The sequence below is a fragment of the Sphingobacterium sp. NPDC055346 genome (assembly GCF_053645235.1).
The window spans coordinates 84,908-108,999 of record NZ_JBSHMI010000007.1 but is presented as its reverse complement, the minus strand read 5'-3'; the positions used below and the strand labels follow the sequence as shown (position 1 = coordinate 108,999).

Genomic DNA, 24,092 nt, shown 5'->3' with positions numbered 1-24,092 from the left:
CTCTAGGTTTCAAATTAATAGGAGGACATATTGAAACAGCAACTCAAATGAGCTGCTGTTTTTTTATGGAGAAAAAATCCGCTATTGTAAAATTAGTCCTACATCATCATTTACCTATCCAATGCTAGGATGTTTTTTATAAATTTATAGAGACAAAATCTAACCTCAATCTAGCATGAACTTTAATAGAAGAAATTTCCTGAAAGGATTAGGATTAATTGGTTTAGGAGCCAGTACCCCTGCCTATGCAGAAAAACTGATCCCTAATCAGAACGAAGCCTTTTCGCTCGCCTGTCCACCCTACTTACAGAACCTGAATGCCGAGACTGTAACCATCTGTGCGATATTCAACAAACCATGCCTCGCTTGGGTTGAAGTCCTGGATGCCAATAACAAAACCGTCAAATCCATTTATCAGGTAGAGGACGGAATGCGAAACGCAAATACCGACCTTTTTAAATTCAAGGTAAACCATAAGAACGGTCAGTTGAAATACAAGGTGGTAGGAAAGGAAATCAGTAAATTCGAACCCTATAAAATTGAATATGCTGAAACCATTCAATCGGAACCTTTTGAGATTACTGTTCCTCTACCCAAACAGGATAGCATACAATGTTTGATCCTGAATGATATACATGAGGATAAAGAAAGCTATGCCTTCCTTTTTGATAAGAGTAAATTGGCAAAAAAGGATTTGGTATTCCTAAATGGCGACTCCTTCCATTATGTAAGCAACCAAACTGACCTGACCGAAAAACTATTGAAGCCTATTGGAAACAAATTTGCAAGTACCACCCCTTTCCTCATGATACGAGGTAACCATGAAACTAGAGGAAGCTTCGCCAGAGACTACAAAAAGTATTTTGATTACCCAGAAAACAAGTTTTACCAAGCATTTCGCATGGGGCCAATCTATTGGATTATTCTGGACAGTGGTGAGGATAAACCTGACGACCATGAAGTATATGCCGGCACCGTGGATTACGACAATTACCGACTGGAGCAAAAGGCATGGTTATCCAAGGTGCTGCAATCTAAGGAACGTAAGGAAGCGAAACATACCCTTGTCGTAACCCACATCCCCTTCCATCATTCGGATGATTGGCATGGAACCAAGCATAACTTTGAATGTTTCCACAGCATATTGAATGATAATAAGGTTGATGCCGTAATTTCAGGACATACACATAAATACAGTTTCCATCCACCCGATAATTCCCATAATTATTATGTGATAATTGGCGGTGGTCCAAAAGCAGGAAATAGAACCTATGTGGACATCACAGCCCAAGGTAAAGCCCTTCAGGTCTCCTTGAACCTTGATGATGGAAGCACCATCAATAGATTTTCAAAAAATGGATGAGCTCTTTTGAGCTAGCTATCAAATAAAAAATCCCAGATTGGAGAACAGCTAAAGGCCATCTCCAATCTGGGATTCTTACTTATTTTCAGTTAAGCCATAAAATGGGCTTAGCCATGAAGCTTTTTATTCAACAGCAAAGAATGAATTCAACTCTGCCAATGTTTCTTCCGTTTTGACACCATCCTTAACGATCAACCCCATACTCAAAGCAATGATCCGATCTGCGGTTTCAACAGTATGGGAAAGGTCATGACTGGAAATCAAAAGAGTTACATCCTTATTTTCCCTTATTTTAGCAATCAGCTTTTTCAACCTAAACTGTGTAGTTGGATCTAGGTTTGCAAAGGGTTCATCCAAAATAATCAATTCAGGATTTCCAATGAGTGTCCCGACGATACCAACCTTTTTTTGGTTTCCCTTAGAAAGGTCACGCACATAGACCTTCTTATTCAAAACTTCACCATTAAAAAACTCTGCATATTCAGCTAAAAGCTTATCTACATCACTTTTGTTCATTCCTCGTAACTCACCTAGAAAATAGAAATATTCCTCGGGTGTTAGGTATCCAATCAGGAAGCTATCATCAATAAAAGCCGTGGTAAATTTCTTCCAACCGTCTTGTCCATGGACTGGTATATCATTCAACAATATCTCGCCTGAATCAGGTTGGATCAGATCCAAAATCAAACTAAACAAAGTTGTTTTCCCAGCTCCATTGTTTCCAACCAACCCTATGCTCTCCCCTTTTCCAATATGTAAACTCGGGATATTCAAAACCCGAATTCCATTATAGCTTTTTATTATATCCTTTATCTCAATCATTTATTTTCAATTCAAAATCTACAATTAATTATTAACCTCCTTAAACCCAATCAATATCTTGTATTTATTCTCTTGATATTTCTTAGCGATCCTATTTAATATTTCATTCCGCAAAGCAACTCCAATTAAGCCAATGACAATGAGCGTAATATTAGCTATGTTGATTCCTCCCGCATAATAGGCAATTGCCCAAATGATAATTGGGGCAATCAATAATGGAATACCAACTAACCATTGAGCTGCACCTGTACCTTGATAGTTAAAGATATTTCCATTGTCCAGATCGATCCTTTTCTTGTTCATACTTCCGAAATAAAGGATAACAGGAACATTGACCCCTAAATTATAGACAGCACAAGCTATATTTACCCAAACAACCACCCATCCAAAGTAAAAGTATCCTGTACTCAACACGGTCATGATCGCAATGGAAATATACATCAGCATCGCTTTGGATTCCAAATATAATTTGATAGGCATATTTTGAGTCATAAGCATCGCATAGTAGGTACTATCCCAAGCTGGAACAAATTGGCCAAAATTGATCACAAATATTCCGGTAATAAAAACCCCAACAAAAACTAATGCGGTTGGGTTTCCCTCTCGCTGTGGGTAAAAGAACAAGCCATAAAACAAAAACACCAAACAACCAAAAATAACGGCCCTTGCTCTTTTTGACCTCCAGATCAACTTCATGTCCAGCTGAAGGAATGGAGCCAATTCTCCAAAACGATTCGTCCAGGAGAGATCATAATTTTTGACAACTGTCCTTTCTGTCTGTAGATAAGCATCCAAAAACATGTTCTCTTTCACATTAAAATACAACAGAAAATAACTCAAAATAGCCAAGACAACAGGAACCAAACATAATAGTGGATAAGTCAGGACAAGATCAAAAAATTGACCAAACAACCCTGAAACAGAAAATATACTGTAGTGATCCAAACAAAATATGACCACTAGAAGCGCCATTATGGGCAGCGTTTTCAAAAGACCATTTTTGAAATTTTGTTGAATGTAAAGATTCAGGTAGTTCACAACAAATTCAAAACCCACGACCGCAATGCACCATGAAAACAGTTGAAAATTCGTTAAATCAGTTACTCTTGCGGTAATGACCAGATAGGGAACAACAACAGCCAACAGCATCCAATTCCAAAACGAATTGGAGGATTTTAACAGGGTATAATTGACGATGTTACTCCGCGGTATATTCAGGATCAATAAAGGCTTGACATTTTGAATGGGCAACTTTTGCATCATCATCCGCATCAAAAAACTCAAAAAGACCCAATACAACAGAAATTTCCCCACAAAATGTATAGGTTCCTGATTTGGAAACAATTCAATGATCAAGAAATGCAAACTAACCCCAAAGGTCACTGCAGATCCCAAAAAATAAAGGCCAAGTAAGCCCAAAATTATTCTAACGGACAAACTTCTCCCCAGATCAGCCGACCTGAAAAAAGATCTCCATTCCAATAAAAACAATCTTTTAAACATATTCGCAGCTCTATTTGATGATCAGTTTAATAATGGTAACACCACCGTTAGTATTGCAGTGATTTTCTGTATCAAAATAAGAAAATTTAGGGAATGATAGAAAATTAATTGAAGTAGATTGGAGGGGTTCTGGAGATGGTTTGAACCAGGATGCCCTTCGAAGCTGCTCAGGGTACGGGATAAAGGATGGACCAAGATCAGGATATGAACCAAGATGCCAAGGATGAGAGGATCGACCAAGATTATGGCATGAACCCAGGATGCCAAGGATGAGAGGATCGACCAAGATTATGGCATGAACCAGGATTCATGGGATTGGAGGATGGACCAAGATCGTAACTCATGTCCACTTGAAGGGTTTCCAATTTTCGTAGGCGTACAGCTCGTCAGTCTTCGATTGACGATGACAGAACTTTTTGTTGGAGAACCGTACAGATTCTTCACTGATCATTCAAAATCGGATGTTTCCCAAAAGGGATTCAGAGCGCAGCGAAGAATCTGTTTTTTTATTTTTTTTCGGATTTGGTCATTCCGAAATCGTAAGATGAGGAAACTATTTTTTATTAAGCTCGCCCAATAAAGAGGATTTTTAGAAAAATATTTCACCCACGCTGTGGGTTCCTAAATTTACAAACATCAATCCTTCCGCAGGAAGTCCTTTAGCCCCTGGCTCATTTCCAATGGCGGAAAAAGGGAAAGAATGCCGTTGTCCTGTGCGATGGATGGTGCGAAAAGCCATCTTAAATGAGCCGAAGCCTTTTGGTCACTTTTGCGCTCCAAAAGTAATGAAGAGAATTGGTATCCCTGAGCTCCTTCGTCTGTTTGGTCACTTTTGCGCTCCAAAAGTAACGAAGAACCTGAAGTTTGTTTTCATTCTTAAATTAATGACATTGCCCGCTAGAGGTTGTATTTTGGAATGTAGCTTCGACAGTTATCGGAACCGAAGGGCAGCACAAAAAAAAGGAGCCACCTTTTCAGATTGCTCCCATGACTTATTTTAATAATATTCTATAATTCCTCAGATAAGAAAGGATAACGGTAATCCACATCTGGATTAAAGGTTTCCTTAATCGTTCTAGGAGATACCCAACGCAATAGGTTGATCATAGATCCTGCCTTGTCATTGGTACCTGAACCTCTTGCACCACCAAATGGCTGTTGTCCAACCACGGCACCTGTACATTTATCATTGATATAGAAGTTACCAGCTGCATTACGTAAATAATGAGTTGCTTCTTCAATTGCATAACGGTCTTGAGAGATGATAGAACCCGTCAATGCATAGATTGAAGTGGTATCAACCAATTTCAAGGTTTCAGCCCATTTCTTATCGTCATAAACATAAATTGTCAATACTGGACCGAACAATTCTTCTGACATCGTTTCGTAATCAGCTTTCTCAGCAACGATAACCGTTGGGTTAATGAAGTAACCTTTAGATTTATCGTATTCACCACCGATTACAACCTCTGCATCTTTAGACTCTTTGGCTCTATCGATATATTTTGTGATCTTATCGAAAGCCTTCTCATCAATAACCGCATTGATAAAGTTGCTGAAATCTTCCGTTCCACCAATTTTGAAGGTTTTGATGTCACGCTCCATTTTTTCTTTAAGCTCTTTCCAAAGAGATTTAGGAACGTAAGCACGTGATGCAGCTGAACATTTCTGTCCTTGGAATTCAAATGCGCCACGTACCAATGCTGTATTCAATACATCTAAATCAGCAGATGGGTGAGCTAAGATAAAGTCCTTACCACCAGTTTCACCTACGATACGTGGGTATGTTTTGTAAAGGTGGATATTTTCACCAATTGTTTTCCAGATATCTTGGAATACACCGGTTGAACCTGTAAAGTGTATACCAGCGAAATCAGGGTGTTTGAAGATCACATCACCAGCATCAGGTCCTGATACATAAACCAAGTTGATCACACCTGCAGGTACACCAGCTTCTCTGAAGATTTCCATCAACACATTCGCTGAATAAATCTGTGTGTTTGCTGGTTTCCAAACCACCACATTACCCATCATCGCAGCACTTGTAGGTAAATTACCTGCAATAGCAGTAAAGTTGAACGGAGTCAATGCAAACACGAATCCTTCAAGAGGACGTTGCTCTACTCTGTTCCATACATTTTTTGGGTTGATTGGAGGTTGTTGTTGGTAGATTTCGCTCATGTACTTCACGTTGAAGCGCAAGAAATCTGCAATCTCACATGCTGAATCAATTTCTGCTTGGTACGGGTTCTTAGACTGACCTAGCATGGTTGCAGCATTCAATTTATAGCGATATTTTGTAGAGATCAACTCTGCAGCTTTCAAGAAAATCGCAGCTCTTTGTTCCCATGGAAGATTTTCCCAATCGTTTTTAGCAGCTAAGGCAGCATCGATCGCTTCCTTGACATTCTCTTTAGTACCTTGATTAAAATAACCTAGCACATGTTTGTGATCATGTGGTGGTGTGATTTTTACTTTCTTACTGGTGCGAACTTCTTCGCCTCCAATGTACATCGGAATATCTATTTCTGTTGCTCTTGCAGCAGCAATAGCTTCTTTTAATAAACTTCTTTCTTTAGTCCCAGGAGCGTATGAGTAAACGGGCTCATTCGTTGGCGTAGGAACTGTAAAAAAACCTTTCAACATAATTAAAAATTATTTTTTTGATTCATAAAAATACTCAAAACCGGACGGACGATCCGTCCAAAAAATTCCAATAAGATCAATAGAACGATAAATTCCCCCCTCTAAGATTTCCATCAGAATTCTTCTTACGAAGATACTCAATTGAGAAACGGAATGAACAACATATCTGAACCGATAATAAACATATTTTGTCCATTTTTATTTACTTCTAATCAAAGATACAAAATAAATGTTTACTTAAATTAACCCATATAGGCATTAAAACACCCCAAACAGCATCATTTTAAGCATATTAGGACCATGAGGCAAAGATTTTATCCTAATGATAAACAACTTCGCTTTCATTAGCTGATTGATCTCTTCATTTGCTCGATTAACAATTATCTAATTCTTTTGTTCAGCTCGTTAAAAAATTTAACATAACTAGAACAAAATGGGTTTAAAAATAATAAATAGACAGTGTTAATATTTCATTTCCATAAAAACCATAAACTCTGGTTTCATTCGAGACATATTCGAGAATCATTCGAAGGACAATGCAGAATGCTCCGAATATTCGTGGATAATTAAATTAAACATTTTGCGATTTTTCGGAATGTGTCTCGAATGAGGTCAAGTCCTCCTCAGAATGAAAAATTTGGACTAAATTTATTCGGAGGTGATGACAGCTTGCTGGCAATGAAATATATTGGCTCTTTTATTTCTAAATATAGAACCCCGATGGGGTTCCATTATTTTAGCTGGCATGGCACGTTAGCCAGGAATTAATGCAAAAAGGATGTTCGATTAATCGAACATCCTTTTTGCGCAACCCCTATATTGTTCAGTACCATTTCTAAAAAAATTCTGCCCTTCTAGGGCAGTATGTCGTAAAAAAAATAAACTTTTCCGGTGTCAAAATGAGAAACGAAGGTTCTCGGATATTTACAGACATAATCAATTTCGGATGACATTGGCGTTCAGGTCCTTTACCTTCGCCCCCCTAGCTGTCGTCCTGACGAAGGAAGGATCTCGGAATTTTACAGACATATCAATTGCGGATGGCATTGGCGTACAGGTCCTCAATCTTCGCCCCCCCTAGCTGTCGTCCTGACGAAGGAAGGATCTCGGAATTTTACAGACATATCAATTGCGGATGGCATTGGCGTACAGGTCCTTTACCTTCGCCCCCCCTAGCTGTCGTCCTGACGAAGGAAGGATCTCGGAATTTTACAGACATATCAATTGCGGATGGCATTGGCGTACAGGTCCTCAATCTTCGATTGAGAATGACAAGGTCATGGGGGAGAAACGTACAGATTCTTCACTGATCGTTCAGAATCAAAATACGCTATTGAGGGATTCAGAGCGCAGCGAAGAATCTATTTTTTAATTAATTTTGAATCGTTGTCATCGTGAGCACAGCGAACGAACTGTTTTTTTAATGAAAATGGATTGAAAAACATTTCACCCACGCTGTGGGTTCACCATTACAACCATCCAGGTTCTACAAACATTTCACCCACGCTGTAGGTTCACCATTACAAATATCCAATTTCTATAAAGATGTCAGCGTCGCTGTGGGATTTGCTAGATTCAAGCTTTCATTGAGACCATAAAAAAAGCGGATATCTGCATTCAGATATCCGCTCTCTAAGAATAATCTATTATGGATTAACCTTTTTTAGCTTCCGCGTAACGTTTAGCTACGTCATCCCAATTTACTACGTTGAAGATTTCTTCTAGGTAGGCTGGGCGTTTATTCTGATATTTTAGGTAGTAAGCATGTTCCCATACATCGATACCAAAGATTGGAGTACCTTTTACTTCAGCAACATCCATCAAAGGGTTATCTTGATTAGGAGTAGATACTACAGCCAGTTTACCGTCTTGACCAACGATTAACCAAGACCATCCTGAACCGAATCTACCAGCACCTGCTTCTTGCAATTTCTTTTTCAATTCTGCGAATGAACCGAAAGTAGCATTAATATCATTTGCTAAATCTCCTGTAGGCTCACCACCTGCATTTGGGCCTAAAACCTTCCAGAAAAGATCATGGTTCCATACACCGCCTGCATTGTTTCTCACTGCTGCTGGGTACTTGCTCACATTCTTCAGGATTTCTTCCAAAGAAAGGTTTTCTGCATCGGTACCTTCAATAGCTTTGTTCAAGTTGTCTACATATGCTTGGTGGTGACGATCATGGTGAATGATCATTGTTTCTTTATCGATAGATGGTTCTAATGCGTCTGCTGGGTAAGGTAACGCCTCTAATTCAAATGCCATAACGTTTATATTTTATTTATTAATTATCAATACACGAATATAACAATTTAAGCGCGTTTTTGTTTCGTTTAGGCCCCAATTTGTGGATAACTCAACGTTTATTACGAAAAAAAGACATCATGAGTTCGGCACATTCCTTTTCCAGCACGCCCGACTGAATGATCGTCTTGGGATGGATGATTTTTTCATGGATACTGGAATAGCCTCTCTTTTCATCGCGGGCCCCGTAGACAATCTTGCTGATCTGGGTCCAATAGCTTGCACCGGCACACATTACGCAGGGCTCAACAGTCACATAAAGGGTGCAATCCTTCAGATACTTTCCTCCGAGAAAGTTCGCCGCTGCCGTAAAGGCCTGCATTTCTGCATGGGCTGTTACATCATTCAACCTTTCGGTCATATTATAGCCCTTGCCAATGATCTTTCCATTGGACACAATGATGGCACCAATCGGGATTTCATCTTCCTCAAAGGCTTTCTTGGCAAGCTTCAAGGCTTCCTGCATATACTGCTCATCAAGACTGGGGATACCTTGTTGAGGATTTTCTTCGAAATTGTACACCTTCATTACTTCAGCTTTGCACCGTTCGGAACCTTTCGTTCCACGGTTGTCAAAATAATATCTCCATTCTCATCCTCGAATCCCGTTACCAAGCACTCGGACATAAAATTGGCAATCTGTTTTTTAGGGAAATTCACGACTGCCACCACTTGTTTACCAATGAGCTCTTCCTTGGAATACTGTGCAGTGATTTGGGCGGAGGACTTGCGAGTCCCGATCTCCTCACCAAAATCTACCAGCAATTGGTAGGCTGGCCTTCGGGCTTTTGGGAAATCAGAAACTTCCAAAATTGTCCCTACCCGTAGGTCCACCTGTTCAAACTCTTCCCAACTGATCACCTTCTCCATATCCTTCCTTATAGTCTATTTGACTCCAGGTCGGTCAATTCTTTGGAAAGGGTAAACACGACATAGTCTACATTACGGTTCAATCTTTTGGCAAGACGTTTCAAAAGTTCTTCCTCTTGGCCTGGACTGTATTGCAAGTCTTCTTCGGAAAGAGTGTTATATTTTCTTTTCAGTTTTAGTTTTAATATGGGCCATTCTTCGGCACTGATCTTGAAATTATACATATTAATATGCGCTTATTGAATAAAAACTACTAATTTAGTGTTTGGAATTAGTAAATATATAAATTTTTGATATGAAAAAAATCTTACTTGGATTAGCTGCCTTATTCTTATGCGTTCAGGCAACGCAAGCACAATTATTACCGAGCTTAAAGTTGGGTATTAAGGGCGCAGTAAACTTTTCGAGCTTGAAATCGGATGGTTCATGGTTGAATTCAGATACAAAAGCTGGATTCCAAGCAGGTATTTGGGGACGTGTAGGTGTTGCAGGTTTCCACGTTCAGCCGGAGTTGTACTATACGCAGAAAAAAGCTGGATATGAAACTGAAGATGGAACAAACAGTGAAGCAACCTTCAAGAGTGTTGATTTACCCGTTCTTTTAGGTACTAGAATTGGCTTAGGTCCAATCGGCGTACGTATCCAGGCAGGTCCAGTATTTTCATTCGCACATGAGGGAGATATCAAATCGGTAGCCAATACAGATGCTTACAAAAAATCATCGACTGGAATCATCGGAGGTGTTGGTGCTGACATCAGCAAATTCACTGTTGACTTGAGATATGAACATGGCTTGAGTAATATGAGCAAAGATAATGCGCACAAGCAAAAGATCAGTATGTGGTCAATTGGAGTGGGTTACTCCTTCTTGTAAGCACTTAATAATAAAAAGTTTTTGGCCTGATTTGATAAAAATCGGGCCTTATTTTTTGGCGAAAATTAGAACCATTCTAAATTAGGTCTTTTTTATACATAAATCTCATTTATATGTCATCAAATAGATAGATTTGCGTACTTAAATTAAATTCATAGTAATAATGAGTAAATCAAAGCCAGTATTAACATCTTCACTAGGGAAGAAACTAATCATGAGCTTGACGGGATTGTTCTTATGTACTTTCTTGATAGTTCACTTGATCGGTAACTTACAACTATTTAAAGATGATGCGGGGTATGCGTTTAACAATTACGCTTATTTCATGACCCATTTTACCCCGATTAAAGTAGTATCATACCTACTTTATCTTTCTATCATTGTTCACGCGGTTTATGCTCTTATCCTAACTACAAAGAACAAAGCAGCACGTCCTATTGGTTACAACCAGTATGATGGAAACGCAAACAGCGCTTGGAATTCTCGTAACATGGGAATCTTGGGTACTGTTTTACTAATTTTCATTGTTACACACATGCAAAACTTCTGGTTTCAGTACAAATTTGGAACTACTCCTTACGTAGAGTACCGTACTGAAATCTCAACGGGCAACCAAGAGGTTTTACAGTTAGACGATATTCCTTCAGATTACATCGGGTATGTTCAATACGAAGACGCTGGATTTGAAGTAGTTAAATCTAAAGATTTATACAGACAAGTGGCCGTTACTTTCCAAAACCCTTTATTGGTTGGATTGTACCTTTTAGGAATGGCAGCATTAGCTTTCCACTTGATCCACGGTTTCCAATCTGCATTCCAAACGATTGGTTTCAACCACAGACGTTACAAAGGCATCATTAAAACAATCGGAATATGGGTATTCGGAATTATTATTCCAATCCTATTCGCGTCAATGCCATTGTATTTTTATTTTGTTAAATAGGTTATTTACAGATTACGCAATAGCAAGATCTTATAAATAAATAAAGGATATGTTAGATTCAAGAGTACCTTCAGGCCCTTTGGCCGAAAAATGGTCAAAACATAAATTTGAGATGAAGCTGGTCAACCCAGCCAACAAGCGTAAGTTTACCATTATCGTTGTTGGTACAGGTTTGGCAGGAGCATCTGCTGCCGCTGCATTAGCAGAATTAGGCTACAACGTTAAAACATTCTGTTATCAGGACTCTCCAAGACGTGCGCACTCTATTGCTGCGCAAGGGGGTATTAACGCTGCGAAAAACTATCAAAACGACGGTGACTCAGTTTACCGTCTATTCTACGATACGATCAAGGGTGGTGACTACCGCGCTCGTGAGGCAAACGTATACCGTTTGGCTGAAGTTTCGGTAAACATCATCGACCAATGTGTTGCTCAAGGTGTTCCTTTCGCACGTGAATATGGTGGTCTATTGGACAACCGTTCATTTGGTGGTGCACAGGTATCACGTACGTTCTACGCACGTGGTCAAACGGGACAACAATTATTGCTAGGTGCTTATTCAGCGCTTAACCGCCAGATTGAAGCTGGTAAAGTAAAATCCTACACTCGTCATGAAATGCTAGATTTAGTAAAGATCGATGGCGAAGCTAGAGGTATCATTACACGTGACCTTATCACCGGTGAGATCGAAGCTCACGAAGGTCATGCGGTATTATTATGTACTGGTGGATACGGAAACGTATTTTTCCTTTCTACAAATGCAATGGGCTGTAACGTAACGGCTGCATGGAGAGCGCACAAACGTGGTGCATTCTTTGCTAACCCTTGTTATACTCAGATCCACCCTACTTGTATCCCAGTTACCGGTGACCATCAATCCAAATTGACTTTGATGTCAGAGTCCTTGCGTAATGATGGCCGTGTATGGGTTCCAAAGACAATTGAATTGGCAGAGAAACTTCGTAAAGGAGAATTGAAGCCTAAAGATATCAAAGAAGACGATCGCGATTACTTCTTGGAAAGAAAATACCCTTCATTCGGTAACTTGGTACCTCGTGACGTGGCTTCACGTAACGCTAAGGAAATGGTTGACGAAGGACGTGGTGTTGGTAAAACTGGAGTAGCGGTATTCTTGGACTTCGCTGAAGCGATCCAACGTTTAGGAAAAGATGTAGTAGAAGCTAAGTATGGTAACTTATTCGACATGTATTACCAAATTACTGACGAAAACCCATACGAGCAACCAATGCGTATCTACCCTGCGGTTCACTATACCATGGGTGGTGTTTGGGTTGACTACAACTTGATGACAACGGTACCAGGTTTATACTGTTTAGGAGAGGCTAACTTCTCTGATCACGGTGCTAACCGTCTAGGTGCTTCTGCATTGATGCAAGGTCTTTCTGATGGTTACTTCGTAATCCCTTACACTGTAGGTGATTACTTAGCGAAAATCGGAAACTTCAAACCTGTTGACAAAAACAATCCTGCTTTCGAGCAAACCCGTAAAGAGGTTGAAGAAAAAATCAACAAGTTATTGGCCCTTAAGGGTAGCAAGACTGTTGATGATATCCACAAGAAATTAGGCCACATCATGTGGGAATACTGTGGAATGGCTCGTACAGCAGAAGGATTGGAAAAAGCAAAAGGCTTGATCCAAGATCTTCGCAAAGAGTTCTGGACTGATACGAAAGTATTGGGACAAAACGAAGAGTTGAACATGTCCCTAGAAAAAGCTGGCCGTGTTGCAGACTTTTTGGAATTAGGAGAATTAATGGTTGACGATGCTTTGAACAGAAATGAGTCTTGTGGTGGTCACTTTAGAGTGGAATCACAAACTGAAGAAGGAGAAGCAAAACGTAATGATGATGAATATGCATATGTTGCAGCTTGGCAATACAATGGTGATAACCAACCAGAGATCTTGCACAAGGAATCATTGGTATTCGAAAACGTTAAGTTAACACAAAGAAGTTATAAATAAGCCAAAGGGCTTCCTGTGAAGCCTTTTGCTACTCAAAAATATTATCATGAGTGCACATATGAATTTAACGCTAAAAGTTTGGCGTCAGAAAAACTCAAATGACAAAGGACAATTCGTGACTATCCAAGCTAAAGACATCGCTGATGATATGTCTTTCCTAGAAATGCTGGATGTGGTAAACGAAGACCTAACTCGTCAAGGGGAAGATCCTATCTATTTCGACCATGACTGTCGTGAAGGTATCTGTGGAATGTGCTCCTTAGTTATCAACGGACGTCCTCATGGACCTAAATACGGTATTACAACTTGCCAGCTGCATATGCGTTCTTTCCACGATGGCCAAACTATCGTAATTGAACCATGGAGAGCTGCAGCATTCCCTGTATTGAAAGATTTAGCTGTTGATAGAACATCATTTGACAGAATCCAACAAGCAGGTGGTTATATCAATATCAACACTGGTGGACCCCAGGATGCCAACAATATCTTGATCCCTAAGCGTATCGCTGATGAGGCTTTCGAATCGGCAACCTGTATCGGATGTGGAGCGTGTGTTGCTGCATGTAAAAATGCTTCAGCTATGCTATTCGTATCGGCTAAGATTTCACAATTCGCATTATTGCCGCAAGGTCAGACTGAACGCTATGAACGTGCTCAGGCAATGGTTGACCAAATGGACGCAGAAGGTTTCGGTAACTGTACAAATACTGGAGCTTGTGAAGCGGAATGTCCAAAAGGCATTAAATTAACAAACATCGCAAGAATGAACCGTGAGTATTTTACGGCGAAATTCTTCCGTCAAGAAGACGTTCACCAACACTAAGGTTGAATTTCTCTATAAAACTCCTCGTAAAATTATTTGCGAGGAGTTTTTTATTTATATTTACCCATTAGTAAAATCAGATAAATGGGTAATAAAATAAGAATCCTCTTACTAATCCTGACTGTATCTTTCCTCGCTACCGCCATCATGATCAACAAAATGGTAACCAAGGAAGATATGTTGGAATTGGATACCAGAACTCTTTCAAATAACATTCATCGATACGAAGACATTGTAGACGAGCTGTGGGCAGATTCTAATCTCATGAAAGCCTTCGTCAATGTTGAGGTCTACCCTACCCAAGTCCTAGATGTAGCCAAGAAATACGGCGACAAATACAAGATCTTCTTTTATATCTATAAGGACCATAAACCCATATTCTGGAGCAACAATATCTATGTTCCCCTTACGGATGGCGGCATCCAATCGGATGTGGTCTTTATACAGGAAGATAATCGATCCTTTATCCTCAAACGGAAGACATTAACCTCCAATACTTCTGTCCTCGCATTAATCCCTGTAAAGACCAATTTCTCGATTACCAATGAATATCTCGTCAATCATTTCTTCAATGAGCTCATTGCCACCAACAATCTGACCATTGCAGACTATACGGATACAGAGAACATAAAAAACATCTATAGCAAGACAGGGGCCTATTTATTCTCGGTTAAGCTAAATCAAGGGAAGCATGACAATATTTTTATGGATATCCAATTTATGTGTTGGGTATTCGCTTCGATCTGTTTCCTGATCTTGGTCAACAATATCTGTCTGATGATTGCAAAGAATGGCAGACCCTGGTTTTCACTTGCCTTCTTTACCTTTACTTTGATCCTGACCCGATATGTGGATCTAAACACAAACTGGCTGGCATCCTCATCAAGCATTGGACTCTTTGACCCTAAATATTACGCTTACAGTCCTCTCCTACCTAACCTCTGGGGTTTCTTTATGACCACCTTATTGGTAGGTTGGCTGGTTTTTTATTTCAGGGTTATCCAACCTTACCTTAGGATCCCATTGAAGAAACTGACTGGAAACCTAGCGACCATTACTGCCTTGCTTTCAATTTTGGGGATCTACCTGATCAGCAACTTACTGTTTTTCCATCTTTCTACCCTGATTACGAACAGTACCGCGGTAACATTGGACCTGACCAATTTACTTTCCTTTAACTCCTACAGCTGGTTGAACATCTTGATCATGTGCATCAACATGGTTATCCTGCTCTATTTCATAGATACGGTTGTCAATATCTTAAAGTCAATCCTACCGAATACAACATCCTTTCTGAACATTCAATTGATTGCTTTGGTTACAGCGATCATCTTGAATGCCATTTTTGTTGGCGACAATACCTTCTTTAACATCTTCTTGGCCGGCATCATCATGCTAAGGGCCTATAGTAAACTGAAGGTAAACCTGGCCATGTCCACTTTTATCCTTACCCTGGTTTTCCTAGCGTTCATGACCACCTCCGTCTACACCCGAAGCTTGGAGTCAAAGGTAGAAAGGGAAATGAAGGTGACGGTAAATCAGTTGGAGGCAGAGGACGACCTAAATGCCACTGCCCTGTTTGTGGATCTGGAAAGGAAGATAACAGCTGACGAAGGATTGCGACAATCTTTCGCCATCAGCTTGCCAAACACACAGATTGACATTATCAATGAATATATCAAGAACACCTATTTCAGTGGTTACCTTTCGAAATTTGAGTTCAACGGTTATTATTATTACAATGACCAGGCCCTAGGCAACTATGAGAACAATAAAATCGATGAATATCGAGAGAAGGTAATCAATAAGTCCACCAAGGTTCAACAGACCGAACATTTCTACCGTGTCCGTAGTGACTTGGGAACCCATGAATATTTCCTGCAATTTGATATACCAGTCGATACGACCGAAGACCGTGTGGTCCAAGTATTCATCAACCTCAAGAACAGGGCCTATGGCACGACGATGCCTTATCCAGAGATCCTTTCGGATAGCAAGGTGGAATTTATCAGGAACTACCAGAGCAATGCGACCTCCTTTGCACTATATCGTGATGGAGCATTGGTCACCCAAAATGGTTCATTCACCTACCCTAATAAGGATGATGCCTTTGGTGGGAAGGTACAGCAATACATAACAAGGGATGACTATAATGGCTACTTTAACCTGGTCTATAAACCGGATGCTAATACCACCCTTGTGGTCAGCACTCCGCAGCTAAGCTTATGGCAGTCTGTCGCGGTGTTCTCCTTCCTATTCCTATGCCTGTACATCTATTTCCTGATATTCGATGGTATCAAATATTTCTTTAGTACCATTACACAGAAATCATTCAATTTCCGAAGTATCAAATACCACTTCAAATTATTGATAAACCGTATCCAGTATAGTACGCGGATTCAGACCATGATCATTGGTGTCGTGATCTTTGCGATCGTAATCTCTGGATTTATTTCCTTTATCAGTATTTCGGGTCAATTGGAAAAATCGAAGGTGCAGCAACGTCTAGGTTATATCATGGATGTGGTAAAAAAGATTGAGAATAAGATCCAATCTTCCGATAACCTATCCGAGGCTGAAATACAGGACTTTGTAAAGAATTTCTCCGAAACCTCGGTCACTGACATCAACCTCTATAACAAAAACGGAAAGTTGATCTTTACCTCCCAACCCAAGATCTATGATATGGGATTGGTTTCACGGTTTATTAATCCGATCGCGTTCAATAACCTGAACGTTCTCAAAAAAACGGATTCCTTTATCAAGGAGAATGTTGTGACCTTTGAATACAATTCAAGTTATGCAACGATTAAAAACAATGAATACAACAATATCCTCTTCTTAAATATTCCATACTTTACATCCGTAGAGGAAGAAAATGAAAGCCAAAACTTATTGTTGAATACCCTCTTGAATATCTATACCATCATTATCCTAGGGTTAGGTTTCTTAACGGTCATGGTTGCCAACTCCATTACCAAACCACTGAGCTTGATCGGTAAAAAGCTTTCCCAAACGATATTCAGCAATAAACCAAACGAACCATTGTACTGGGAGCGTGATGATGAAATCGGCGCCTTGGTCAAGGAATACAATTTTATGATCGTGAAGCTGGAGGAAAATGCCAAACAGTTGATGAATGCTGAACGGGAATATGCTTGGCGCGAGATGGCTAAACAGATTGCCCATGAGATCAAGAATCCATTGACTCCAATGAAATTGGGGATCCAACAATTGACACGTAGTTATACGGAGGATGACCCGAGGTTTGAAGAACGGTTCTTTAGGATCTCAAATTCCTTTATTGAACAGATCAACAGCTTGAGCAAGATTGCTACTGAGTTTTCAAATTTTGCCAAGTTACCAGATACTAATTTAGCAAAGATTAACCTGATCGAGAAGATCAATAAATCTGCGAACGTCTACCATAACAACCATAATACGTACATTAAGATTATCAATAACACAGATGATGAGAATGTTTATGTATTGGGAGATAGGGATCAATTGCTGAGGACCTTCAATAACTTGATCAAAAACTCCATTGAAGCATCGATTGGAAGAAAAAAACATCTGATCAGCATCTTGATCGAGCATTTGGACCAAAAGAAAGTCAAGATTATCGTGAAAGATAATGGGATGGGCATTCCGGCCGATGTGATTCCAAAGATCTTCCAACCAAACTTTACAACGAAAAGCTCCGGGACAGGACTTGGATTGGCCTTTGTTAAGAAAACCGTCGAGTCCATGAATGGAGACATCTCCTTTGTGACTTTTGAAGGCATAGGAACGACTTTCACTATTATCCTGCCTCTTTATGAGGAAGAAGATAAATAAAGGTTTAAAAGCCAAGAAACGGCTGTTTTTGGAAAGGGCTATGGTTCGCTTCTGATGAGAGCTTTGGAAATAAAAGCTTTTGTTGGGATGAAGGCTTTTTCTACACCCTCTTTGTGTCACCTTGAAGGGTCTCGGAACTATTCATGCTTCATTTAAAATAGTTTCCTCATCTTACGATTTCGGATTGACTTCAATCCTTAAAAAAAATAATAAAATAGATTCTTCGTTTCACGCTGAACCCCTCTTTAGCGTATTTTGATTCTGACCGTTCAGTGAAGAATCTGTACGGATCTCCCCTTCATGACCTTGTAATTCTACATCGAAAAGGGAGGACCTGTACGCCAATGTAAATTATTGTAGATTGAAGAACCTTGCGCCAATGCAATGTGTTTTCAAATGGATTTTGCATGGTTCCGAGATTCTTCGTTCCTCAGAATGACCCCAAAAAGGGCTTAAAAATGGAAAAAATATTTCCCCCACACTGTGGGTTATCCGATTAACGATCAGAATCTCTACAAAGATTCCACCCCTTCCAGGGGTTCCCAATTTATACAAACATACATCCTTCCGAAGGAAGCACTTTAGCCACCGGCTCATTTCCAGTGGCGGAAAAATGGATAGAATGCCGTCGACTTGTGCGATGGGATTGGCCTTGGAATGCTTTCAGAAGATCATCCCATCAAAAGGGATGATCTTCTGAAAGATATTCCCGACAACAAGGCATTATATCCATGTGCGCTGGATTGTGCGAAAAGCCACCTTAAATGGGCCGAAGGTTTTTGGTTACTTTTGGGCTCCAAAAGTAACAATGAGATCGGTAATCCTTAAATGGGCCGAAGCGTTACTGATTCGAGTTGTTTTTGGTATCCGTGAGCTCCTACGTCGGTTTGGTTACTTTTGGGCTTCAAAAGTAACGAAGAATCTAAATTTCTTTTCCTAATTTAATGACATTGCCCTTCGGGGAACCTTCTCAATGTGACACCGGAAAGGGGAACCAATACAATCATTAAATCTTACGATTCACCAAGCCGCTCCATTGGCACTCATCCACACAAAACAAGAAAGGAGCTGAATATTCAGCTCCTTTCTTGTGTTTATATAATAACCTTTTTTATTTCAATACAACTGAGGAACGACCCATTATGGCATCATCCGCATAAAGCAATACCGTGTATGCTCCTTTTTGGAATTTGTGATTAGGATCAGACCACATAAATTGATATTCTTGACCGTTATTATTGAATTCAATGTTTTCTTTGAACGTATATTGTAATTTTTCACCATGCACTAAGAACAAATCCTCCGAGTTGGCAATTAGGTTACCTTTAGGGTTGATAATCCTAACATATACTTCCTTTTTCCCCATTGCCGCCAAAGGATTGTCCGCAACGGTAAAGTTGATCTGAAGTTTATCAATACGCTTAGCTTTATTTTCATTTTCTAAAGAGCCATTTCTTTTCTCTTCGATCCCGATGATATGTACATTGGATACTTTGATAGAAGAAGCTTTGGCAATTTTATCGGTAAGCGCATTTTTTTCCGTTACGAGCGTAGCAGCTTTTGCCTCGGAATCTTTGACTTGCTTATTGAGGTCTGAGTTCGTTTCTGCCAACAGCTGATTTTTGATCTTCAAGGCCGTGACATCATCCTTCATTTTTGAAACCTGATCTTTCAACAAAGAAACATCAGCTTTGGCAGCCTCTATCTGAGGGCCAGTGATTTCATTGTTTTCGAGTCCTTTTCGTAAATCTTCAATCTTTTGCCTAGCGGACTGTTCTGCTGCAACCAAAGCGGCAGTACTGGTAATACCTTCAGATTTGATATTATCAAGTTCGGCCTCAATACGGTCTATTTCAATCTGTAAATTTTCTTTCTGAAGAGTCACTGTGTACAGTTTTTCACCAGAAGATTTATATTTTACATAGAAATATATATTGGTGGCCAAAAGGGCTGCAATTGCAATCACGAAAAAGTAGATCTTAGAATTATCCCTTTTTACTACAGGGGCGACTTGCGCTTCTTTTGTATCTATCTTGTTAACGTCTGTTTTCATTTTCCATTATCTCCATTGAACTGTTAAGTGGGGAGACACAAAACAATTACAAAATGAATATTTAATATTTATTTAACTTTCGGAAGCAAATATTGTTCCAAGTTGCTGCTATTCAAAATAATTTAGGATATCAAAGCCCCCTTTTTTGAGATATTCCTCTCTTTGCATAAGTTTGAGGTCAGAGAGTACCATTTCATTCACCAACATTTCAAGGTCGTATTTGGGTTTCCAACCTAATTTGTTGTTTGCCTTACTCGGATCACCAATCAATAGATCGACCTCCGTAGGGCGGTAATAAGCAGGATCTACTTTTACAATAGTTTGACCTAGCTTAATTTTCTCAGGATCAAGACCTAGCTCCTTCAATCTTTCGTTATCACGATCAATAATAACGCCTTTCTCAGCTTCTGCTTTACCGGAGAATTCCACTTCAATCCCTAGCTCAGCAAAGGCCATCCTGACAAATTCACGTACCGTAGTCGTCACACCGGTAGCTATAACAAAGTCTTCAGCCTTATCCTGTTGCAAGATCAGCCACATGGCTTCAACATAATCTTTGGCATGTCCCCAATCACGTTGTGCAGAGAGATTGCCTAAGTAAAGTTTATCCTGAAGACCTAATGCAATTTTCGCAGCAGCACGAGTAATCTTTCTAGTCACGAAAGTTTCTCCCCGCACAGGGCTTTCATGATTAAAAAGGATACCATTGCAGGCATACATATTATATGCTTCGCGGTAGTTCACCGTAATCCAATAGCCATAAAGTTTTGCAACGGCATATGGACTTCTTGGATAAAATGGAGTGGTTTCACTTTGAGGAACAGCCTGAACTAGCCCATAAAGCTCCGATGTAGAAGCTTGATAGATACGGGTATGTTCTGTCAACCCCAACAAACGGACAGCCTCAAGGATCCTTAGCGTTCCAAGTCCATCGGCATTTGCAGTATATTCTGGGGTATCAAAGCTCACTTTCACATGGGATTGTGCAGCGAGGTTATAAATTTCAGTAGGTTTCGTTTCTTGAATGATCCGGATCAGGTTGGTTGAATCTGTAAGATCGCCATAATGCAGGACGAAATTACGTCCTAATTGGTGCGGATCTTGGTACAAATGGTCGATACGGTCGGTATTAAACAAAGAACTTCTTCTTTTCAATCCATGCACGACATAGCCTTTTTTTAATAAAAACTCTGCTAAATATGCTCCGTCCTGTCCGGTAATACCGGTAATGAGAGCAACTTTATTACTTTCTTGACTCATTCTGATTGTTATAACTTGACAAATATAGAGATTTCAGACAAACGATTGAGAAAAACCTTACCGAAACCTGATAAAATGGCTTGCATAAAAAAAGCCGTAGATTTCGCTACGGCTTACATTCAAAAAATTCTTTTTGTGGAATTATTCTCCGGCTCTACTAAATTTAAGAACCAAGTTTCCAGTTTTACCGTCATTCAATTCTACCGGCAAACGCATCTCCAAGGAGTTTTCATCAGCATAAGACAAATCCAAACGGTAACCACTTGTTACGTTAGAAGCTTTGTCTCCAGCATAGATTTTCTTGAATTGGAATGCAGGCTGACCACCTGTTTTACCGGGATTGAAGATAGACCAAACAATGGTACGTACAGTTCCACTAGCACATAGGTTTCCATCCGCATTAAAGGTGATGCTTCCTCTTTGGTTTCCGCCAGGAAGGTTCCATAGCGAACCGATGAAACAATCAACCGGGGCTTCATCAAACATATTTTTAACGGTATAGCTGCTTGGGATGTTTTCGCGGGTCACGGAATTCAATGTCCATGTTCCTTTCACTCCCGAACGCCATTGTGATGCCGATGGGCCTGTAGCAGAAACAGTTCCTGATTCAGTACCACCTGTAGCGCCTTTTCTTGGTGCTCCACAACTACCTAAAACCAACAAAGCTGTTAGTAAAGATAAAAACGAAATAATACGTTTATGCATATTACAAATTTTAAAATAGTATAATAAATGTATATTAGTAAACAAAAAACTCAATTTTCATTGATGAACAACACTTCCAAAAATCATACCATAAGCAAAATTGTAGCCAAGGCTATTCTTCGTTTGATGATGATTGTTTTAATTGTCGGAATTGTATTCGCTTTTAGCAAAGATGCTAAAATACTGGATAATATTTCTTTAAATTTCCCAAACAAATGGGCTATATTTGCCCCCATTTCCTTATTCATTATCTTTATCATTTTGATGTTCATGATGTTAAAGGAAAAATACAGACGGATTGATTTGAATTGGTTATTCAGCTTGTGTGGAGGATTTCTGCTGATTTACCTGATTTTATTCTATTCCCGCATTTACCCGATGCTATAATTACAGCAAAAATTAAATGGAAAAATCAAAGATTTGGGAAATCGCAAAAAACATCCTAAAGGTACTGATCACAGCGGGTGCTCTGTATTGGGTTTCTACAAAAATATCATTCAAGGACCTTACTGAGGTATTAAAAGACAGTAATCCCCTATACTTATTCTTTGCCCTGTTGGCATATATATGCTCCATTTTAGTAGCATCCTCACGGTTGAACTCTTTCTTTAAAGCGATTGGACTCAAATTGACCGAACGCTATAATTTTAGACTCTATCAATTAGGCCTGCTCTATAATTTCTTTCTACCTGGAGGAATTGGTGGAGATGGCTATAAGATCTTTTTCTTAAAGAAGAATTTCCAGATTTCTCGTCGGCAGGTATTGGGCGCAGTTTTTTTTGATAGGTTATCGGGTCTTTGGGCCTTAAGTATCATCACCGGTGCCCTGATTATCTTCATGCCAAGGTTAGCCATACCAAATGCTGTTACCATAGCAGTCCTTTTTATAGGAACTATCAGCTACCTGTATGTGCTCCGTCTATTCTTCAAGCAGTTCCTTAAGAATTTTATCACGACCCATTTTAAGGCCTTATGTGTTCAGGGTTTTCAAACCTTGACCGCAACCTTCATATTATTGGCCATGAACTTTGATGGCAAGTTCTCTCCCTACCTATTGATCTTTATGGTCTCTCAATTGGTGGCTATTGTACCTTCCATTGGGGGAGCGATCGGACTAAGGGAATCTGTCATATTCAGTTTGGCAACCTATCTTAAATTGGACCCACATATCGCGGTAACCATTAGTTTGATATTCTATATCATATCTTTATTGGTTGCCTCAAGTGGTATATACTATATATTCAGGCCACAACGATTGGGAGCAGATAAATTACCATCTGCAAAAGAAGTAGAGGAAGAAATAGATAAAGAAGAGGAATAATAATGGCAAATATCATCATAACAGGCGCTAGCAGTGGAATAGGATTTGAAGCCGTGCTAGATTTGACCGCGAATAAGGAAAATAAGGTAATCGCCCTGGCGAGATCAGCAGATAAATTGAGAAAATTACATGAGATTGCGTCCTCATTGAACCATGATGGCGGAACACTCTATCCGGCACAATTTGACATTGTGTTTGACAATTATCCTGAATCTTTGGTCCCATTTATCCAATCCAAGTTTGACAAGGTTGATATCCTGATCAATAATGCAGGGGCGCTGATCAATAAGCCATTTTTGGAAACAAGCATGGAAGATGTTGCCCAGATGTTCCAATCCAACCTATTGGGGCATATACAGATGATTAAGCATATCGTTCCGATGATGAAAGAAGGAGGCCATATTGTCAACATCAGTAGTATGGGTGGGTTTCAAGGGTCTGCAAAATTCCCTGGCTTATCAGCATATTCCGCAAGCAAAGGGGCTTTGGCCATCTTAACGGAATGTTTAGCGGAAGAGTTAAAGGATAAAAATATTAAAGTGAATTGCCTAGCCTTAGGTTCATCACAGACTGAAATGTTTGAAGCAGCTTTCCCAGGTGTTGAGGCGGGAACCTTAGCTTTTGAAATGGGAAGATATGTCGCTGAGTTTGCCCAAAACGGACATAAATATTATAATGGAAAGATCCTTCCTGTTGCAAATACGACCCCTTAAATAAAAAAATACAAGAAATTAAAACGGCTATCATGGTACATGATAGCCGTTTTTTATTGTTTAAACAT

The 24,092-nt window shown here is 39.7% G+C and carries 20 protein-coding genes; 10 read left to right on the top strand and 10 right to left on the bottom strand.

The annotated features are described in order from the left end of the window. The first annotated feature begins 175 nt into the window (after positions 1-175). Positions 176-1,363 carry a metallophosphoesterase family protein gene (locus ACWICE_RS14950; protein WP_454298677.1) on the top strand — a complete coding sequence of 396 codons (1,188 nt, stop codon included), beginning with the start codon at positions 176-178 and terminating at the stop codon, positions 1,361-1,363. 123 nt (positions 1,364-1,486) lie between these two features. On the opposite strand, the gene ACWICE_RS14945 is transcribed toward ACWICE_RS14950, so the two are convergent. From ACWICE_RS14945 to pruA, 3 genes are all read right to left on the bottom strand, one after another. After that, a complete protein-coding gene (locus ACWICE_RS14945) occupies positions 1,487-2,185 on the bottom strand; it encodes an ABC transporter ATP-binding protein (protein WP_313261676.1) in 699 nt (232 codons plus the stop codon). A gap of 24 nt (positions 2,186-2,209) precedes the next feature. Continuing rightward, on the bottom strand, positions 2,210-3,688 hold the full coding sequence (locus tag ACWICE_RS14940; RefSeq protein WP_454298676.1) for a DUF5687 family protein: 1,479 nt from the start codon (positions 3,686-3,688) through the stop codon (positions 2,210-2,212). A 1,008-nt stretch (positions 3,689-4,696) separates the two neighbouring features. Then, positions 4,697-6,334 carry an L-glutamate gamma-semialdehyde dehydrogenase gene (pruA, locus tag ACWICE_RS14935; RefSeq protein ID WP_185213346.1) on the bottom strand — a complete coding sequence of 546 codons (1,638 nt, stop codon included), beginning with the start codon at positions 6,332-6,334 and terminating at the stop codon, positions 4,697-4,699. A gap of 1,135 nt (positions 6,335-7,469) precedes the next feature. On the opposite strand from pruA, the gene ACWICE_RS14930 reads away from it, so the two are divergent. Then, complete coding sequence (locus ACWICE_RS14930) at positions 7,470-7,706, top strand: hypothetical protein (RefSeq protein ID WP_454298675.1); 237 nt, start codon at positions 7,470-7,472, stop codon at positions 7,704-7,706. Positions 7,707-7,987: 281 nt separating this feature from the next. Here ACWICE_RS14930 and ACWICE_RS14925 read toward each other — a convergent pair whose 3' ends face one another. From ACWICE_RS14925 to ACWICE_RS14910, 4 genes are all read right to left on the bottom strand, one after another. Further along, positions 7,988-8,602, bottom strand: coding sequence for a superoxide dismutase (locus tag ACWICE_RS14925; RefSeq protein WP_454298674.1), 615 nt, complete (start codon positions 8,600-8,602; stop codon positions 7,988-7,990). Positions 8,603-8,693: 91 nt separating this feature from the next. Beyond that, positions 8,694-9,170, bottom strand: coding sequence for a nucleoside deaminase (locus ACWICE_RS14920; protein ID WP_185213344.1), 477 nt, complete (start codon positions 9,168-9,170; stop codon positions 8,694-8,696). Next, positions 9,170-9,511 (bottom strand): tRNA-binding protein, encoded by a 342-nt coding sequence (locus ACWICE_RS14915; protein WP_454298673.1) that lies wholly within the window; start codon positions 9,509-9,511, stop codon positions 9,170-9,172. The genes ACWICE_RS14920 and ACWICE_RS14915 overlap by 1 nt, the downstream gene beginning before the upstream one ends. A gap of 8 nt (positions 9,512-9,519) precedes the next feature. Continuing rightward, positions 9,520-9,735, bottom strand: coding sequence for a hypothetical protein (locus tag ACWICE_RS14910; protein ID WP_185213342.1), 216 nt, complete (start codon positions 9,733-9,735; stop codon positions 9,520-9,522). A gap of 71 nt (positions 9,736-9,806) precedes the next feature. On the opposite strand from ACWICE_RS14910, the gene ACWICE_RS14905 reads away from it, so the two are divergent. The 5 genes from ACWICE_RS14905 (at position 9,807) to ACWICE_RS14885 (ending at position 17,972) form a co-directional block, all read left to right on the top strand. Further along, complete coding sequence (locus tag ACWICE_RS14905) at positions 9,807-10,385, top strand: porin family protein (protein WP_185213341.1); 579 nt, start codon at positions 9,807-9,809, stop codon at positions 10,383-10,385. 163 nt (positions 10,386-10,548) lie between these two features. Continuing rightward, the gene (locus ACWICE_RS14900; protein WP_185213340.1) at positions 10,549-11,328 is read left to right on the top strand and encodes a succinate dehydrogenase cytochrome b subunit; all 780 of its coding nucleotides are present in this window, start codon (positions 10,549-10,551) and stop codon (positions 11,326-11,328) included. A gap of 49 nt (positions 11,329-11,377) precedes the next feature. Further along, positions 11,378-13,312, top strand: coding sequence for a fumarate reductase/succinate dehydrogenase flavoprotein subunit (locus ACWICE_RS14895; protein WP_313261666.1), 1,935 nt, complete (start codon positions 11,378-11,380; stop codon positions 13,310-13,312). 46 nt (positions 13,313-13,358) lie between these two features. After that, positions 13,359-14,135 (top strand): succinate dehydrogenase/fumarate reductase iron-sulfur subunit, encoded by a 777-nt coding sequence (locus tag ACWICE_RS14890; RefSeq protein ID WP_175486344.1) that lies wholly within the window; start codon positions 13,359-13,361, stop codon positions 14,133-14,135. 84 nt (positions 14,136-14,219) lie between these two features. Further along, positions 14,220-17,972, top strand: coding sequence for an ATP-binding protein (locus tag ACWICE_RS14885; protein WP_313261665.1), 3,753 nt, complete (start codon positions 14,220-14,222; stop codon positions 17,970-17,972). 1,111 nt (positions 17,973-19,083) lie between these two features. Here ACWICE_RS14885 and ACWICE_RS14880 read toward each other — a convergent pair. The 3 genes from ACWICE_RS14880 to ACWICE_RS14870 form a co-directional block, all read right to left on the bottom strand. Next, positions 19,084-20,025, bottom strand: coding sequence for a hypothetical protein (locus tag ACWICE_RS14880; protein WP_254529608.1), 942 nt, complete (start codon positions 20,023-20,025; stop codon positions 19,084-19,086). A gap of 108 nt (positions 20,026-20,133) precedes the next feature. Beyond that, a complete protein-coding gene (gene gmd / locus ACWICE_RS14875) occupies positions 20,134-21,285 on the bottom strand; it encodes a GDP-mannose 4,6-dehydratase (protein ID WP_185213335.1) in 1,152 nt (383 codons plus the stop codon). Positions 21,286-21,426: 141 nt separating this feature from the next. After that, positions 21,427-21,990 carry a lipocalin family protein gene (locus tag ACWICE_RS14870; RefSeq protein WP_454298672.1) on the bottom strand — a complete coding sequence of 188 codons (564 nt, stop codon included), beginning with the start codon at positions 21,988-21,990 and terminating at the stop codon, positions 21,427-21,429. A gap of 27 nt (positions 21,991-22,017) precedes the next feature. Between ACWICE_RS14870 and ACWICE_RS14865 the strand changes: the two genes are divergently transcribed. The 3 genes from ACWICE_RS14865 to ACWICE_RS14855 are packed head-to-tail and all read left to right on the top strand — an operon-like array spanning position 22,018 to position 24,024. Further along, positions 22,018-22,377, top strand: a complete 360-nt coding sequence (locus ACWICE_RS14865; protein ID WP_237219520.1) for a hypothetical protein — start codon at positions 22,018-22,020, stop codon at positions 22,375-22,377. 16 nt (positions 22,378-22,393) lie between these two features. Next, positions 22,394-23,311 (top strand): lysylphosphatidylglycerol synthase transmembrane domain-containing protein, encoded by a 918-nt coding sequence (locus ACWICE_RS14860; protein ID WP_185213333.1) that lies wholly within the window; start codon positions 22,394-22,396, stop codon positions 23,309-23,311. Positions 23,312-23,313: 2 nt separating this feature from the next. Beyond that, positions 23,314-24,024, top strand: coding sequence for an SDR family NAD(P)-dependent oxidoreductase (locus ACWICE_RS14855; RefSeq protein WP_254529612.1), 711 nt, complete (start codon positions 23,314-23,316; stop codon positions 24,022-24,024). Positions 24,025-24,092 lie beyond the last annotated feature (68 nt).

What these genes read in the sequence shown, in the direction of transcription:
- ACWICE_RS14910 (WP_185213342.1), bottom strand. Translation starts at nt 9,735, where the DNA reads ATGTATAATTTCAAGATCAGTGCCGAAGAATGGCCCATATTAAAACTA.
- ACWICE_RS14930 (WP_454298675.1), top strand. Translation starts at nt 7,470, where the DNA reads ATGGCATTGGCGTACAGGTCCTTTACCTTCGCCCCCCCTAGCTGTCGT.
- ACWICE_RS14920 (WP_185213344.1), bottom strand. Translation starts at nt 9,170, where the DNA reads ATGAAGGTGTACAATTTCGAAGAAAATCCTCAACAAGGTATCCCCAGT.
- ACWICE_RS14890 (WP_175486344.1), top strand. Translation starts at nt 13,359, where the DNA reads ATGAGTGCACATATGAATTTAACGCTAAAAGTTTGGCGTCAGAAAAAC.
- ACWICE_RS14880 (WP_254529608.1), bottom strand. Translation starts at nt 20,025, where the DNA reads ATGAAAACAGACGTTAACAAGATAGATACAAAAGAAGCGCAAGTCGCC.
- ACWICE_RS14905 (WP_185213341.1), top strand. Translation starts at nt 9,807, where the DNA reads ATGAAAAAAATCTTACTTGGATTAGCTGCCTTATTCTTATGCGTTCAG.
- ACWICE_RS14885 (WP_313261665.1), top strand. Translation starts at nt 14,220, where the DNA reads ATGGGTAATAAAATAAGAATCCTCTTACTAATCCTGACTGTATCTTTC.
- ACWICE_RS14900 (WP_185213340.1), top strand. Translation starts at nt 10,549, where the DNA reads ATGAGTAAATCAAAGCCAGTATTAACATCTTCACTAGGGAAGAAACTA.
- gmd (WP_185213335.1), bottom strand. Translation starts at nt 21,285, where the DNA reads ATGAGTCAAGAAAGTAATAAAGTTGCTCTCATTACCGGTATTACCGGA.
- ACWICE_RS14945 (WP_313261676.1), bottom strand. Translation starts at nt 2,185, where the DNA reads ATGATTGAGATAAAGGATATAATAAAAAGCTATAATGGAATTCGGGTT.
- ACWICE_RS14860 (WP_185213333.1), top strand. Translation starts at nt 22,394, where the DNA reads ATGGAAAAATCAAAGATTTGGGAAATCGCAAAAAACATCCTAAAGGTA.
- ACWICE_RS14895 (WP_313261666.1), top strand. Translation starts at nt 11,378, where the DNA reads ATGTTAGATTCAAGAGTACCTTCAGGCCCTTTGGCCGAAAAATGGTCA.
- ACWICE_RS14950 (WP_454298677.1), top strand. Translation starts at nt 176, where the DNA reads ATGAACTTTAATAGAAGAAATTTCCTGAAAGGATTAGGATTAATTGGT.
- ACWICE_RS14925 (WP_454298674.1), bottom strand. Translation starts at nt 8,602, where the DNA reads ATGGCATTTGAATTAGAGGCGTTACCTTACCCAGCAGACGCATTAGAA.
- ACWICE_RS14865 (WP_237219520.1), top strand. Translation starts at nt 22,018, where the DNA reads ATGTATATTAGTAAACAAAAAACTCAATTTTCATTGATGAACAACACT.
- pruA (WP_185213346.1), bottom strand. Translation starts at nt 6,334, where the DNA reads ATGTTGAAAGGTTTTTTTACAGTTCCTACGCCAACGAATGAGCCCGTT.
- ACWICE_RS14870 (WP_454298672.1), bottom strand. Translation starts at nt 21,990, where the DNA reads ATGCATAAACGTATTATTTCGTTTTTATCTTTACTAACAGCTTTGTTG.
- ACWICE_RS14855 (WP_254529612.1), top strand. Translation starts at nt 23,314, where the DNA reads ATGGCAAATATCATCATAACAGGCGCTAGCAGTGGAATAGGATTTGAA.
- ACWICE_RS14915 (WP_454298673.1), bottom strand. Translation starts at nt 9,511, where the DNA reads ATGGAGAAGGTGATCAGTTGGGAAGAGTTTGAACAGGTGGACCTACGG.
- ACWICE_RS14940 (WP_454298676.1), bottom strand. Translation starts at nt 3,688, where the DNA reads ATGTTTAAAAGATTGTTTTTATTGGAATGGAGATCTTTTTTCAGGTCG.